The sequence below is a fragment of the Pseudohongiella sp. genome, assembly GCF_040877505.1.
Classification (GTDB): Bacteria; Pseudomonadota; Gammaproteobacteria; order Pseudomonadales; family Pseudohongiellaceae; genus Pseudohongiella.
In genome coordinates this window covers 277,758-293,167 of the sequence record NZ_JBBDNQ010000019.1, presented here as the reverse complement: position 1 = coordinate 293,167, position 15,410 = coordinate 277,758, and the positions used below count along the sequence as shown (strand labels likewise).

At 53.5% G+C, this 15,410-nt stretch carries 14 protein-coding genes; 6 read left to right on the top strand and 8 right to left on the bottom strand.

Annotation, left to right across the window (positions count from 1 at the left end; translation table 11 throughout):
* The 4 genes from yidC to rpmH all read right to left on the bottom strand — a co-directional run.
* Positions 1 to 1,321, bottom strand: a 1,321-nt coding sequence (gene yidC, locus WD071_RS08215; RefSeq protein WP_368047867.1) for a membrane protein insertase YidC, incomplete at its 3' end; no start/stop codon positions are given.
* Between the two features lie 9 nt (positions 1,322 to 1,330).
* Complete coding sequence (yidD, locus tag WD071_RS08210; protein WP_368047866.1) at positions 1,331 to 1,588, bottom strand: membrane protein insertion efficiency factor YidD; 258 nt, start codon at positions 1,586 to 1,588, stop codon at positions 1,331 to 1,333.
* Between the two features lie 24 nt (positions 1,589 to 1,612).
* Positions 1,613 to 2,035, bottom strand: a complete 423-nt coding sequence (rnpA, locus tag WD071_RS08205) for a ribonuclease P protein component (protein ID WP_368047865.1) — start codon at positions 2,033 to 2,035, stop codon at positions 1,613 to 1,615.
* A 37-nt stretch (positions 2,036 to 2,072) separates the two neighbouring features.
* The gene (gene rpmH, locus WD071_RS08200; RefSeq protein ID WP_070117151.1) at positions 2,073 to 2,207 is read right to left on the bottom strand and encodes a 50S ribosomal protein L34; all 135 of its coding nucleotides are present in this window, start codon (positions 2,205 to 2,207) and stop codon (positions 2,073 to 2,075) included.
* 393 nt (positions 2,208 to 2,600) lie between these two features.
* Between rpmH and dnaA the strand changes: the two genes are divergently transcribed.
* The 5 genes from dnaA to WD071_RS08175 all read left to right on the top strand — a co-directional run bounded on the left by dnaA (position 2,601) and on the right by WD071_RS08175 (position 10,018).
* On the top strand, positions 2,601 to 4,214 hold the full coding sequence (dnaA, locus tag WD071_RS08195) for a chromosomal replication initiator protein DnaA (RefSeq protein ID WP_368047864.1): 1,614 nt from the start codon (positions 2,601 to 2,603) through the stop codon (positions 4,212 to 4,214).
* Between the two features lie 65 nt (positions 4,215 to 4,279).
* On the top strand, positions 4,280 to 5,386 hold the full coding sequence (gene dnaN / locus WD071_RS08190; protein ID WP_368047863.1) for a DNA polymerase III subunit beta: 1,107 nt from the start codon (positions 4,280 to 4,282) through the stop codon (positions 5,384 to 5,386).
* 20 nt (positions 5,387 to 5,406) lie between these two features.
* Complete coding sequence (recF, locus tag WD071_RS08185; RefSeq protein WP_368047862.1) at positions 5,407 to 6,519, top strand: DNA replication/repair protein RecF; 1,113 nt, start codon at positions 5,407 to 5,409, stop codon at positions 6,517 to 6,519.
* Between the two features lie 17 nt (positions 6,520 to 6,536).
* Positions 6,537 to 8,957 (top strand): DNA topoisomerase (ATP-hydrolyzing) subunit B, encoded by a 2,421-nt coding sequence (gene gyrB, locus WD071_RS08180; protein WP_368047861.1) that lies wholly within the window; start codon positions 6,537 to 6,539, stop codon positions 8,955 to 8,957.
* Positions 8,958 to 8,977: 20 nt separating this feature from the next.
* Positions 8,978 to 10,018: a hypothetical protein gene (locus WD071_RS08175; protein WP_368047860.1), complete on the top strand. Its 1,041-nt coding sequence runs from the start codon at positions 8,978 to 8,980 to the stop codon at positions 10,016 to 10,018.
* Positions 10,019 to 10,043: 25 nt separating this feature from the next.
* On the opposite strand, the gene WD071_RS08170 is transcribed toward WD071_RS08175, so the two are convergent.
* The 4 genes from WD071_RS08170 to WD071_RS08155 all read right to left on the bottom strand — a co-directional run bounded on the left by WD071_RS08170 (position 10,044) and on the right by WD071_RS08155 (position 14,733).
* Positions 10,044 to 11,390, bottom strand: coding sequence for a sensor histidine kinase (locus WD071_RS08170; protein WP_368047859.1), 1,347 nt, complete (start codon positions 11,388 to 11,390; stop codon positions 10,044 to 10,046).
* Positions 11,383 to 12,081 carry a response regulator gene (locus WD071_RS08165; RefSeq protein WP_368047858.1) on the bottom strand — a complete coding sequence of 233 codons (699 nt, stop codon included), beginning with the start codon at positions 12,079 to 12,081 and terminating at the stop codon, positions 11,383 to 11,385. The genes WD071_RS08170 and WD071_RS08165 overlap by 8 nt, the downstream gene beginning before the upstream one ends.
* A complete protein-coding gene (locus WD071_RS08160; RefSeq protein WP_368047857.1) occupies positions 12,078 to 12,449 on the bottom strand; it encodes a PepSY domain-containing protein in 372 nt (123 codons plus the stop codon). The genes WD071_RS08165 and WD071_RS08160 overlap by 4 nt, the downstream gene beginning before the upstream one ends.
* Before the next feature lie 103 nt (positions 12,450 to 12,552).
* Complete coding sequence (locus WD071_RS08155) at positions 12,553 to 14,733, bottom strand: TonB-dependent receptor plug domain-containing protein (protein ID WP_368047856.1); 2,181 nt, start codon at positions 14,731 to 14,733, stop codon at positions 12,553 to 12,555.
* A 175-nt stretch (positions 14,734 to 14,908) separates the two neighbouring features.
* On the opposite strand from WD071_RS08155, the gene WD071_RS08150 reads away from it, so the two are divergent.
* Positions 14,909 to 15,364 carry a hypothetical protein gene (locus WD071_RS08150; RefSeq protein WP_368047855.1) on the top strand — a complete coding sequence of 152 codons (456 nt, stop codon included), beginning with the start codon at positions 14,909 to 14,911 and terminating at the stop codon, positions 15,362 to 15,364.
* The last annotated feature ends 46 nt before the right edge of the window (positions 15,365 to 15,410 follow it).

Sequence of the window (15,410 nt, the reverse complement as noted above, 5' to 3'; positions counted from 1 at the left end):
CTTTTTTATACAGCTCCATGGTCGCTTTCTGCAGCTTCATTTTGTCATCGCCGTAGCGCTCTTTGAGCTGATTCATCTTTGGCATGACACGACGCATGTTGGCCATGGAGCGGTAGCTGGTGGCAGACAGTTTGAAGAACACAGCTTTAACAATGACGGTCAGGATCAGGATGGACCAGCCAAAATTGCCAATGACATCATTTATCTTGGTCAGCAGCCAGTAAATGGGGGACGCAACAAACCACAACCAGCCATAGTCGATGGTGCGGTCCAGCCAGGGCGCGATTTCACCCAGCCGGTACTGGTCCTTGGGTCCGGCATAAAACGACATCTGCTGAGAGCTGCTGCTGTTGGGTGCCACCACAAATTCAGAACTGGTGAAACCACCGATATATTCATTCAGGGTGTTGCGACGGAACGAAAAACTGTTGCGCGCCTGTGCCGGAGGGATAAAAGCGGAAATAAAGTAATGCTGCCCCAGCGCGACCCACCCGCCGTCAATTTCGTGTGATGCACGCTCTTCAACTTCATCAAAGGGTATTTTGACGTAGTTGTCGTCAATGGAAGTGGTGGCAAAACCCAAAAAGCTGGCCATGCCAAAACCGCTGCCCTGAGTCGGATCCTCGTAGTTGCTGCGCTTGATCTGACCAAACATATTGGCTTGCCAGGGCATATCGGTCGTGTTGTTGATATCGTAGGCAATATCGATCAGGTAATTGCTGCGCTGGAAGGTAAATTGTTTGATGACGTCGACGCCGTTGCTGTCTGTATAGCGCAGATCTACGGTAAGAACATCCTGACCAGGTGCCATGGCGTAACTGTCCGCACTCGCGGTGTACAGGGCGCGCTGGGCACCATCGATGCCGTTCTGGCCTATGAGTCCACTTTGCGCGACATAGGTGCGTAGCGAGGTGTTCTCAAGCAGCACAAAAGGTTCGTCGGGTGTATCGATTTCTGTGTAATGCTCCGGCAGCGAGACAAAAACAATATCACCTCCGTTGCGGTCTATGGTGACATTTAATACGTCTGTGCTGACCGTGATCAGGGTTTCCGAATTCTGTGTATTGCTGTCAGGTGTTGAACCACCGGCAACAACAGGTATATCGGTATTAGTCGGCGCTGGCGTGTCAGAGGGTATATCCGATGGCACATCAGATGGCAATGTACCGCTGCCGGCTGAGGGGATATCGCCGTTACTTTGTTGATTTTGTACAACAGCCGGTGATGGTGCTGATGACGGATAGTCGTCCTGCCATGCCAGCAGAAGCATGTAACTGACAATGGCCAGACCGGCCAGAAGCGCGTATCGAATATAGTCCATGGGTAAAGGCTACTTATTGGTTGAAGACGTTTCAGCGTCAGAGTGAGTGTGACTGCCGGGAACAGGATCAAATCCGCCTGCATGCCAGGGATGGCAGCGCAGTATCCGGCGCGTGCCAAGATAACATCCTTTCACAAGTCCGTGACAGGCAATGGCATCCTGGGTGTAATGTGAGCAGGAGGGGTAAAAACGACACTGATTGCCAATGAGAAGGCTGAGGGTGTACTGGTAAACAGTAATCAGCTTGATAGCGAACTTAGCCAGCATGTTAAGTCACCCATTATTTTGCGGCTATTTTACGGTCCGGTTTATGGTCTGCTGTGCCGCCTTTTGTTCAAACTGGCGGTCTCGCCGCCGGACCAGATCCTGCCACAGTTTATCCAGGAGCCGGGCAATGGCGGCATTGTCCATGGTGCCCAGTCCTTTCCGGGCCAGAATAACGATGTCCAGCCCGGTGAACGAATCCTGTTGATGGCGGAAAGATTCGCGAATCAGCCTTTTCACCCGGTTTCGTTGCACTGCCAGGCGAATATTCTTTTTGGCTATCACCAGACCCAGCCTTGGCGACACGTTATCATGTCTGGTGGCAAGAATCAGAAGCTGGGGGCACGATACCTTGAATTCGGCCTGGCTGAAGACGGCCTTATAGTCAGAAGCCGTCAGAAGCCGCAGATTTCTACCAAAACCGTAGCCGGTCAAACGTTGGTCGGTCACATGCAGCTCTTGTCAGTTAAGTCAGGAGTCAGTTGGATCAGGCAGACAGCTTGGCGCGGCCTCGTGAACGACGACGCTTGATAACCAGACGACCACCACGGGTTGCCATACGGGCACGGAAGCCGTGAGTTCGGGCGCGTTTCAGCAGGCTGGGTTGGAAAGTTCTTTTCATAATGGCGATCCAGGGTGATTCAGTAAATGGTGGTTCGGATAAATTAAAGAGCGCGGATTTTAGATGTTTTAACAACTTTATGCAATAGATTCCTTGTATTGCGAGAGCAAAGGCCTGGCAAATTTTTATCCGGGGCTTATACCCTGTTAATAACAAGTTATGCACAGGATGTCCTGTGCATAAAATCAGGGTGAAGGCGATTTTTTTGCTGCTATAACTGCCCTGATTTAGCGATTACCGTATTATAAGTAATTGATAAAAATATAAAAAATAGTTGTTCTGGAACAAGCGAAATGACGCTTGTTTGTGTGGATAACTGTGCAATAGGCGGGTAGAATTTGATCTCGTTATAAACTTGTTCACACAATAACAGACTACAGGGCAGTGAAAGTCGTGCTTTTAGCAACTTGGCAACGGTGTGTTGATCACCTCAGGGATGAGCTTCCATCCCAACAATTTAATACCTGGATTAGACCCCTGCAGGCAGAGACCTCAACGGATGGCCTGACGCTGCTGGCACCCAATCGCTTTGTGCAGGAGTGGGTTAAAGACAAATTTGTTGCTCGTATCAGTGAACTGGTACACCGCCATACCGGTGGCGAGCAGATAGGCATTTTTGTTGAGGTCGGCAACCGGCAGGCAGTTCGACCTGCGGCAGTTGCGTCTGCGGGCGGCCATCATCCTGCGGGTCAGAGTCCGACACAGCACCATCAGCGCTCGTTCGATGATGACCGAGCTACGCCTGCCATCCACATGCCGGGCCCCGGGATTTCAGTGCCTGCCTCGGGCGCACATCTGAGTCTGGTAGAGCCGGTGCATCAGCAGGAAGGCGCGCGGCGACTGGCCGGAAATGCCCTCAGTGGCGACCATCATGCGGATACTGAGCTTAAGGATGCGCTGGCCGGCAAGTCATCGTACACCGGCGGTAGTCAGAGCAAACGCTCCGGGCGCAACATGGAGCTGATTATCGAGGGCAAGCTCAGGCATAAAGGGTCGCTTAATCCGGAAAACACATTTGATAATTTTGTTGAGGGCAAATCCAACCAGCTGGCACGGGCTGCCGCGCTGCAAGTGGCGGATAATCCGGGTGGCGCCTATAACCCACTCTTTATATATGGCGGCGTGGGTCTGGGTAAGACGCATCTGATGCATGCGATCGGCAATTTCATGTTGGCCCGTAAACCCAACGCCAAGGTAGTGTATCTGCACTCGGAAACCTTTGTTGCCACCATGGTGACTGCTCTGCAACTGAACGCCATCAACGAATTCAAACGCTATTACCGTTCGGTGGATGCTCTGCTGATTGACGACATCCAGTTTTTTGCCGGTAAGGAGCGTTCCCAGGAGGAGTTTTTCCATACCTTCAATGCTTTGCTTGAAGGAGGACAACAAATCATCCTGACAAGCGATAAATACCATAAAGAAATCAATGGGTTAGAGGAAAGACTAAAGTCTCGCTTCGGCTGGGGTCTGAGCGTGGCGGTGGAACCGCCCGAACTTGAGACTCGCGCCGCGATTCTGATTAACAAAGCAGCCCAGAGTAATATCGAGTTGCCTGGTGATGCGGCAATGTTTATTGCCCAGCGTTTGCGCTCACATGTCCGGGAGCTGGAGGGAGCACTCAAGAAGGTAATCATTCACGCCAACTTTGTTGGGCGCCGGATCGACCTTGATCTGGTTCGCGAGGCGCTGCGGGATCTTTTTGCCCTGCACGAGAAACTGGTGTCCATTGATAATATTCAGCGCTCGGTCGCAGAATATTATAAGATCAAGATGTCTGATATGTTATCCAAGCGTCGTAATCGTTCTGTCGCCAGACCACGGCAGGTTGCCATGTGCCTGGCCAAAGAATTGACCAATCACAGCTTGCCCGAAATTGGTGATGCCTTTGGTGGCCGTGATCATACGACAGTGTTACATGCTTGCAAGCAGATCAAGAAACTGCGGGGTGATTCACAGGACCTGGCAGAGGACTATAATAACCTGTTGCGAGCGCTGACTACCTGAAAGGTGGTGATGTTGGCGCTGGCAGTATTCTATTCAATCATAAAACGCTTATCTGAGATCGGAATATGCAATTTACTATTTCCAGGGACGCAATCATAAAGCCCCTCCAACTGGCGGCGGGGGTTGTTGAACGTCGTCACACATTGCCGGTACTGGCGAATGTGATGCTGACCCTAAAAAACGACGTATTGGAAATCACCGGGACGGACCTTGAAGTTGAGCTTATTGGCCGCGTTCCGGTAAACAGTGGCAGTAAGCCCGGCGAGATAACGGTTCCTGGCCGCAAGCTGATGGATATCTGTAAATCCCTGTCAGACGATGCGGTGCTTGAGTTTACCCTGGAAGACAGCAAGTTTGTGGTCAAAGCGGGGCGTAGTCGTTTTACTCTGGCCACTCTGCCCGCCTCTGATTTCCCGGTAACCGTAGACGAACCTGGTACCTACGAAATCGGTATCAGTGGTCAGGAGCTCAAGCATTTGATTGATTCCTGCGCGTTTGCCATGGCGCAGCAGGATGTGCGCTATTACCTGAATGGCATGCTGTTTGAACTGGGAAGCTCCTGGTTCAGAGTCGTGGCGACTGATGGTCATCGGCTTGCCATGCATACCACAGGTGTCAGCACGGGCGTTGAGGAAGTACAACAGATTATTGTGCCTCGCAAAGGCGTACTGGAGCTGTCGCGGTTACTCTCTGAGCCGTCTGAAGATGAGCTGGTGCTGGTCTTCGGTGCCGGTCATATACGTGCAAAACTGAAAGACTTTACCTTCACCTCTAAACTCGTAGACGGTAAATTCCCTGATTATCAGCGCGTGCTGCCCAAGGGTGGCAACAAGATCGTTATCGGTGAACGTACCCTTCTCCGCCATGCCTTCAGTCGTGCCTCCATCCTTTCCAATGAAAAGTATCGCGGCGTGAACCTGCAGCTTGGACAGAACGAGTTGAAGGTGGTTGCCAACAACCCGGAACAGGAAGAAGCCGAAGACATGGTCGCGGTTGAATATGAAGGCGAGTCACTGGAAATAGGGTTTAATGTCGGCTACCTGATCGATGTACTTAGTGTGCTGGACAGTGACAAGGTAAAATTCACATTGTCTGATTCCAATAGCAGCGCCTTGCTTGAGGCGGTTTCCGCCTCTGATGCGCTCTACGTTGTCATGCCCATGCGGCTTTAAAAGCCCGCCATCAGGACTAAATGGCTGTTATCCAAAGGCTGATGATCGACCGTTTTCGTAATCTTGAAGCGGTCGATGTTTTACTTTCTCCTGGCCTGAATATCTTCTCCGGCGTAAACGGTAGCGGCAAGACCAGTTTGTTGGAGGCGATTCACGTTCTCAGCGTAGGACGATCCTTTCGAACCCATAAAATTGATCCCCTGGTAATGCGGGAGCAGTCAAATTTCCTGGTGTTCACCGATCTCGGTGATGCTGGTCGAATCGGCCTGCTCAAGTCCAGGAACGGGAAAAACGAACTCAAGTATGATGGCGAGCAGCAACGCAATTGGCAGGCTGTCGCATCCGCCCTGCCCCTTCAAGTACTGAATTCAGAGAGTTTTCAGCTTCTGGAAGGCAGTGGGAAAATACGGCGCCGGTTTTTGGATTGGGCAGTGTTCCACGTGGAACATGCATATCTGGACGATTGGCGGGCCTATCGGCGTGGCGTTGCTCACCGAAACAGCTTGTTGAAGACCGGCGGTGCTACGCTGCATGGTCAACTTGATGCCTGGGATATTGAGCTTGCGGCGCTTGGACAGGCGATTCATGCGAGCAGAACAGCTATACTTGATTCTTTCAGGCCGCTGCTGGAGTCTGTGGTCGCAGAATTTTTGACCGGACGAGAGCTGGCATTGGAATACAAGGCTGGTTGGGATACCAATCAGGACTTTGCTGCGGTGCTTGTAGAGCAGCGTCAGCGCGACATTAAATACGGCATGACGCTTAACGGGCCTCATCGAGCGGACTTCAGTCTGAAAGTGGACGGCGTGGTGGCCACCGAAGTACTCAGTCGAGGTCAGCTCAAAATGCTGGTTTGCGCGCTCAAGATTGCAATGGGCAGGTTCGTGGAGCGCAGCCGCGGCCAAGGTAATTCAGCGGGCATTGATAACAATCAGTGTACCTATCTGATTGATGACCTGGCGTCTGAACTGGATCGCGATAACAGAAATAAGGTAATTCGTCTGCTCGGCGATTCAGGAGCACAGTGTCTATTTACCGCAGTTGAGGCGGAAGACCTCGACCTCGATAAGGAAATGTCAGACAGATCAAGAAAGTTCCACGTGGAACATGGTAAAATACAGTCATATCAGTAACACAAGCGGAGAGCAGCATGTCTAATGAGTCAACCTACGATTCGTCCAGTATCAAGGTACTAAAAGGCCTTGACGCCGTGCGTAAACGACCAGGTATGTATATTGGTGACACGGAAGATGGCACCGGATTGCATCACATGGTATTCGAGCTGGTTGATAACTCCATCGACGAAGCCCTGGCCGGTCACTGTGATGAGGTCCGTGTCATTGTGCATCCAGGTGAAGGAATTACCGTGTCGGACAATGGTCGTGGTATTCCAACAGAGATGCACACCGAAGGCGTGTCTGCTGCTGAAGTTATCATGACGGTTCTGCACGCTGGCGGTAAGTTTGATGACAACAGTTATAAAGTCTCCGGAGGCCTGCATGGTGTGGGCGTGTCTGTTGTTAACGCCCTGTCCGAAGAGTTAAAGCTGACGATCCGACGTGGTGGCAAAGTCCATGAGCAGTTTTATGCACATGGTGTACCGCAGGCACCGCTGGCTGTGGTTGGCGATACCTCGATCACAGGTACAGAAACTTTCTTCAAACCTTCGACCGCCACTTTCAAAAACATCGAGTTCCACTACGATATTCTGGCAAAAAAACTCCGTGAACTGGCATTCCTCAACGCCGGCGTTTCTATCGTGCTTAAAGACGAACGCAGCGGAAAAACAGATACCTATAAGTACGACGGCGGTCTACGTGCCTTTGTTGATTACCTGAACAAAAACAAAACGCCGATTAACAAAATTTTCCATTTCCAGGTGGATCGACCGGATGACGGTATTGGTGTTGAGATTGCCCTGCAGTGGAACGACAGCTACCAGGAAAACATCTTCCCCTACACCAATAATATCCCGCAGCGTGACGGCGGTGCCCATATGGCTGGCTTCCGTAGTGCACTGACACGTGTGTTAAAGACCTATATCGACAAAGAAGTAGCTGCCAAAAAGGGCAAGGAAGTCATGACCACGGGCGATGACGCACGAGAAGGCCTGACCGCCGTGGTTTCCGTCAAGGTACCCGATCCCAAGTTCTCCTCGCAGACAAAAGACAAGCTCGTTTCATCAGAAGTGAAAACGGCGGTCGAGCAGGAAATGGTCAGTCATTTCACCGATTTCCTACTGGAAAATCCGCTGGAGGCCAAGCAGATTGTCAGCAAAATGATTGATGCAGCCCGGGCGCGTGAAGCAGCCCGGAAAGCTCGGGAAATGACACGACGCAAAGGTGCACTGGATCTGGCCGGATTGCCGGGCAAACTAGCGGATTGTCAGGAAAAAGATCCTGCTTTGTCTGAAATATACATTGTGGAGGGTGATTCAGCGGGCGGTTCGGCCAAACAGGGCCGAAACCGCAAGAACCAGGCTATTCTGCCGCTGAAGGGCAAAATCCTGAATGTTGAAAAAGCACGCTTCGATAAAATGCTGAGTTCCGCCGAGATCGGAACATTGATCAAGGCATTGGGCTGCGGCATAGGCAAGGACGAATTCTCTGCTGACAAATTGCGCTATCACCGCATCATCATCATGACCGACGCCGACGTGGATGGTTCACATATCCGCACCTTGTTGTTGACCTTCTTTTTTCGTCAAATGCATGAGCTTGTCGAGCGTGGCTACATCTATATCGCCCAGCCACCCTTGTATAAGGTTCGCAAGGGTAAACACGAGCAGTATCTGAAAGACGAAAGCGAGCTGCGTAAGTATCAGACGCAGATTGCGCTCGACGGATCCAGTTTGCATGTAAACCCGGAAGCCCCGGCCATCTCGGGCGATGCGCTGGAAGAAATGGTGCGTCAATACAACACCACTTACAGCATGATCGAGCGGCTGGAGCGACTCTATCCTTCCGAAGTTATGGAAGCGATTGTGTTTACCCAACCACTTACCGAGGCCGAGTACACCGAAGCGGGTATAAGCAACTGGCTGGAAAAACTGAGCAAAGAGCTGCATGATCTGCACCCTAAAACAGCGCAGGGTTATACCATGCGTCCCTATGAAGATCCCGAGCGTCATATTTTCCTTCCAGAGATTGTGCACAGTCTTCACGGTTTGACACGCGAATACCGTTTCTCGAAAGATTTCTTTAATTCCGGTGAATATCGTTCCCTGACCCGCCTTGGCGTCATGCTTGATGGGTTGATCGAACCAGGTGCTTTTGTCCAGCGAGGCGAAAAAAAGCAGGAAATTCAAACATTTACAGAAGCTTTGCGGTGGCTCACAGAGGATGCCATGAAAGGACACTACCTGCAGCGTTACAAAGGTCTGGGCGAAATGAACCCGGCGCAGCTGTGGGAAACGACCATGGACCCAGAAGCCCGGCGAATGCTGCAGGTGACCATTGAGGATGCCATCAGCGCTGACCAGTTGTTCACCACATTGATGGGCGACCAGGTGGACCCGCGTCGGGAGTTTATCGAATCCAATGCGCTGGCTGTGCAGAATCTGGATATTTAAAAACTGTCTATGGAGTGACTATGTCTTCCGCCAGGGTATTGTTCACGACCCTCTTTGTAGCCATGTGTTTTGCCATATCGGTGCAGGCCGCTGAGGAGATTCAGGGCGACGTACCGTTGGAACTGGTTAAGGCGCTACTGGGTAATAACAACCCTTTCGATATCCGTCTTTATTCAGGTGTACCTGACAACTTTCCCGAAATTGTCATACCCGATTCGGTTGAGTTGTTAGGTAGTGCTGACATGGGGCATTCTCAGCAGGTTGTGATGCGCGCAGAAGGTGACGGTGTCAATCAACGTTCCCAAATCATGACCGCGCTGGAGAACCTGGGTTATCTGATGTTAACCCAGCCACCGGGTTCGAACCTCGAGCAGACCGGATTTGTCACGCCCCGGTTTATTCCCCCGAATATGCCGGTCCAGTTCTGTCACGATGTACGCGGCATGATGACCGTTCATATCACCGGAACAATGGTCAGATCTACCGGGCGTATGCAAGGAGGGCCAGTATGGACACCACAAAGTGTGCCGTTCGCTCCATTTTCCAGTCAGACACAGGCAATTTCGCCCACCACGGGTCAGGCAAATACATCGTACAACAGTGTGATCAACATGACGGCCAGCGGCGGCACGAACGGTCCGAGGATGGCAAGTGCGAACTGCGCGCAGATGTTGGCTCAGTATAGCGGTCGTATGCAGTCAAGGCCGGCAAGAATGAACCTGAATCAGTACATGCCAAGAATGGAGCTGCCGGCTGCCGCGACCTTGCCTTCTTCCCCGGGTATGTCGCCGGCCTTCACCTCAGGATTGCCCAAGGGCATGGAATCGAGCATTGACATGGCCATCGACTGGGACCTGGACAGGGTGTTCAGACACTTTACGGATCAGATAGCGCAACAGGACTGGCAAAATGACAACAACGCCGTTGGCAATTTCAGCGCCACGGCCAGCTGGGTCCGTAACGTCGATGAGTCTCAACTGTTTGGTTCGCTGCGAGTAATACAAACAGCGGACACTCAGTATCGATTACAATTTTCGATTCAAAGTATGAGCGAAGACTAAGCAGTAAATTCAGTTAAGTGAGTAATCACTGCGACGCCCGCCATTCAGGCAGGCGAATCTCCACGGTCAGACCGCCATCCTGCCACCGCGTCAGCGATACGTGTCCACCATATAATTTCGCCAGATCGGAAACGATGGACAAACCCAGTCCCGAGCCGGGAGTTGTTTCATCCAGCTTTACACCCCGGTCCAGGGCAGTGTGGATTTGTGCATCCGACATGCCCGGACCATCATCCTGAATCCGCAACAGCAGCCCATCATTGTCGGCGTCCACCGTCATGATCACTTCGCTGCGGGCCCACTTGATGGCATTTTCCAGCACATTGCCAACGATTTCCTGTAAATCCTGCGGATCAACACGCGTTGTCACTACCCTGCCAGCGGGGGCAGTAAAACGCAGAGCACGCCGTCCCGCCAGCCGCGCGATACCCGTCAGCACCGGGTCGAGCACCACCATGACATCGTGGGAACGGCCAACGGCCACCGTACCTGCGGCGGATGCGCGGGCCAGATGATGTCGCACTGCCAGATCCAGCCGCTTTACCTCGCGCCGCAGAGCACGAGCCTGATCGCTGGGCAGTTGCTCGGACAGGGTGCTGATAACCGAGACCGGAGTCTTCAGCGCGTGAGCAAGATTACCGGCAGCCGCCCGTCCGCGTTCGATGAAACGCTGATCCTGCTCGAGCACCGCATTGATGGTCCCGGCCAGGGGTCGGAGTTCGGACGGCAGATCTGTATCCAGTTTGTTCTCCTGTCCCCGCTGTACCGCTTCCAGGCTTTTCTGCACCCGGCGCAGTGGCTCCAGCCCCCAACGCAATTGCAGCCATACGGCTAACAACAACAGACTTCCGAGAACAAGCAGAGACAACCACAGAAGCCGTTGAAATTCAGCGACTTCGGCTTCTATCTCATCGATTTCGCCGGCGACTGAAACATGCAGCGTAACGGGCAGCCCGGGCAGGCGGACATCGCGCTCCGATAGCCTTGCCGGTCTGCCATTGGGCCCGGATACGGCGCGGTAGGTAAGACCCGGTTGATTGTTAATTTCCAGTTGCTGATCCCACAACGAACGGGATGTCAGTAGACGATTCTGCCCATCGGTGATCTGCCAATACCATCCGGAAAACACCCGGTCGAAGCGGGGGTCACCGAGCTCCCGGTTCAGGGTCAGGGTATCTGCGATCGGGTCATAGTTGGCGCTGGCAAGCACCACATTAGACAGTGCCTCCAGCCGTTCATCAAAGGCACTGATAACGGCTGAGCGGAAATTGTAGGCGAGCACAACGCCAGCCAGGGGCAGCACGACGACGACCAGCACAAGCGACACTACCAGCATGCGGGCTACGATGGGAAATCGACGCAGGTTAATCAACTTCCCCGGCCCCCCTGTTTCCTGGATCCGCGGAGGGTTCGAGCATGCGGTAACCCTGACCGCGCAGAGTTTCAATCCAGGAGCCGCCCAGTTTGCGACGCAGGCGGCTGATTTGCACATCGATGACATTGGAGTCCGGTTCCTGGTCCCGGTCATAGACATATTCTGACAGTTCAGTGCGGGACACCGGTCGCGGTGAGGCATGCATCAGATGGGACAGCACCCGCAATTCCTGTGCCGTCAACGATACCGGCATTCCAGCGCGTGTCACCTGCCCTGTGTGCGTATCCAGTCGGATGTCGCCTACCGCAATTAGCGGGTGGGCATGTCCGTGACTGCGCCGCACCAGCGCACGCAACCGGAACAGGATTTCCGCGGTTTCGAAGGGTTTGGTGACATAATCGTCGGCACCGGCGGAAAATCCGGCAGCCTTGTCGGACCAGCGCTCCCGCGCCGTCAGGATCAGCACGGGCAGCTCCATGCCCCGGTTCCGCCAGGTAGCCAGCCACTGCGCGCCCTCGCCATCGGGCAAACCCAGATCCAGAATGACCACACTGTATTGCTCAGTGAACAATAAAAAATCCGCCTGTTTACCCTCCCCGGCCACTTCAACAAGCACGCCGGCATCGGCCAGGGCCCTTTGCAACCCTTCAGCCAGCGCCTTGTCGTCCTCCACCAGCAACACTTTCATGGTCGCTTCATCCCACTCAGGTTGCTGCCTTCGATTTTCATGATCACACCTGTGCGCGCGGCTATTTCGAACTCCACAATCTGCCCCTGTGGACCCAGCAACTCAATTTCGTAAAGCCGGATACCATCGTCCATATCCAGCTCCACGCTAATGACTTCGCCAACATAGTCAGTGAGCAGCAAATCAAGGATGGACTGTAGCGGCAGGATTCTTCCGGCAGCGACTTCTTCTCTCAGGCGCTGACCCTCTGTGTCTGGTTGAGCGAAACCCGGCAGCGACAAGGTCGCACCCAGCAGACACAGGATACCCATGCAAAAGGGCAGACTGATGCGCCCTTGAATCAGTGGCTTTGCTGCCAGTCTCTTCATGATGAGCACCTCTCATGGTTCCCGCAGAAAGGAAAAACTTGTATCGGCCCGCCATGATAGCAGAGTGGCTCCGTTGTGCCCCTGACCGGTCATGGCAGTTGTATCAGAATGTGTTGCGTACTCTCAGGGTCAGACTTCGACCATCGTTTTGGCAGTTGGTCTCAATCGCTGAGGGAAACGGATCAGAAGTCCGGTTTGTGAAGCGGCGGCGCTCGCGGCATTGCCCAGTGTCCAGAATATTGCCCGCCTCGACACGGAAAACGATACCATCGAACGCGGTTTTTTGGATGTAGGCAGACAACGCTGGCTCAAAGTCGACGTATTCAATCCGGTCGACATCAAATTGCGGACCCTTATCAAGATCGTATTCTAAGTCAAAACCATAATTCAGCTGTTGGGACGGAATATCGTGCCGGAAACCGAGGCTGGCACTACCCCGGTCATCTCGCTCCAGACGCCGTTTGATTCCCAGAACCGGATCAGTCACCGACGACGACGAGGCCTGCAGACGGGAGGTCACGATGGCATCCGGCAATCCGACGAATCCAAGTCGCAGGCTGAGATCCATTTCGGCCCCATATCTTTTTGCATCACCTACGTTACCGACCGCCCCGGTTGCCTGAGCCGCTGATGGGGTCAGGTCTACGCGGTCAATCACGTTTGAAATGTCCTCGTAGTATGCCAGCGTGTTGATGACACCGAGATCATCAGGCAGACGGTACTCAAAATTCAATTCGTAGCGCCACGTTTCTTCCTGCCTCAGTTCCGGGTTTCCGGCTTCTGTATCACGCTCCTCGTCGCTGCTGTCCGTGGAGGCCACAAAATCATCAAAACTTAACTGGGATACCTGCTTTCCGATGCTGGCGCGGTATTGCATGGAGGCGTTCGGATCATAGCGCACCTCAAGGGAGGGACGCAGAAAATCAAAACGTCTTTTGTTATTGATGTCACCGGTCTGTTCAATCGTCGAGAACTCGGAAACAAGCTCGCTTTCAATAGCGAGGGCTGAGTTAACCTGCCAGCTATGGACCGCAAAAGGCTCATATCGAATTTCTTCGACGTCCGCACTGGCGTTGTCGATGGGCAGTGAAGGCAGCCCGCCGGTTTGCGGAAGCACCGGCCCTTCGGCGGTCGGCGAGCCCTGAAACAGGCTCGATTCAAGTATGTTTTGCGCGACTTCGGCACCCAACTCCAGGCTATTGCTGTCGCTCACATTCCAGGTGAACGCACCGCGAACAATCCGCTCACTGGCAACACTGCGGTTTTCGAGAACCAGATCCTTCTCTTCTTCCGCCCCGGGATTGCTGCGGACAAAGCGTTCCCGGAACAGCTCCTCCTCCTCTCGCGTACTGATGGCGAGAATGCGGAACCGGCTGCCGCCTTTCAAGAAGTGCTCGTAATTGCCACCGATCTCCCACCCCACCTCGCTTGCATCCATGTCTTCCCGCTCTAGGGTGACGGTTGGCGAACCGCTGTTCAATTGCGTTTCGATGCGATGGATGTGCTCCGGTGAATCTTCAGTCTGCCACAGCGCGTTGAACTGGATACGATCCCGCGGACTGATGTCATAGCTAAGGTTGGTGTTGAACTCGAAGCCGGTTTCGTCGGTGACCTCTTTCCGCATCGTGGTCCCGGTGGGGATAAGATCAACGCCTGAACTGCGTTCAAAACTGTCTCTAATCTCGTATTCAGGCTCAGCTGCCAGGCTGACCAGAAAATCCAGGGCTCCCTGCTGACGGCTCCAGGATGCGCTGCCTCCGGGTCTGAGCGTACCGTCGTGATTGTAGTTTGTGCTGATTTCCGCCGTGACACTGGAGCCACTCAGGTCATCGATCAGTACCACGTTGATGATCTGACCGCTGCTTCTGACTCCCAGACCGGCAGAAGAGCCCCGGATGATCTCGATGTACTCGACGTTATTGGCAGGTATGCGGTTCAACTGATCACGGGGATCGTTTGTCTTGCCAGCCATGCGCTGACCGTTGATGAGAATGCTCCCCTCGCCACCGAGTCCGCGGTCATTATCGTTGCCGTTGTTGCCTGCCAGTGCGATGGAAATGCCGGGAATCCAGTCCAGCATATCGTCAACCGTGTTCGGATTATACTGAGTGAAGAAATCGACGCCGTAGCGGACAGTCGAGGCATCGTCGCCCGGTACTGTGCCGACGCCCGTAGTTGACGGATCTTCCTCTTGGGCCTGGAGGCTGGCACACCACAGCGCACTGCAGGTAAACACGGCAAGCGCGGTGGCGAGCCCGGGAATTGAAGGTCGTGTACTAAACATTGGCGTGGTCACCCGCTGCGAAATGGTGATGTAATGGTTGCAAACTAGAGGTGAACAGAACATGAATCAGCGAGTCAGCTTCCGGCAAGGTAGACCACTGTACCGTGTACATGTGCCTGGCGATGCAGCTTTGCCGCCGGGGCAACGAGTCCAACCCTTTGACAGGAGAAAGAATATGAAAGCACAAATCGCAGGCGTGGGCCTGACCGGATTGATGACCCTCAGCGCGCTGGCTTATGCCGGGGCACCGGATAACTATGTAGAGCAATCAGTAACCCTGGCGGAAGAGTATGGTATTACCCATTTCTATGAACTGGAGTTCGATGATGGCAATCGGGCAGATATAGAAGGCTGGGTGGACGATGAGTGGTTCGTCGAGATAGGTCTTCGTGGCGACCAGATTGCACAGGAAGAGCGGGAGCGCCGGATTGATGGCCCATGGGGTATGACCGCGGGCGAGCTGCGTGGTTATGTGCAGGCGGCGATCACTGAAGGCATGGTGAGTATCGAGGAAATCGCCATCAACAACCAGGGGATTGTTGAAGTGGAAGGTGAAGACGCGAACGGGAGAGACATCGACGTGTATTTCCGCACCGGTGATACTGAACCGGAATCAGTGCAACGCGACTGATATCAACGACGTTATTTTTACACGCTCGGGCTGGCTGACGCAGCCA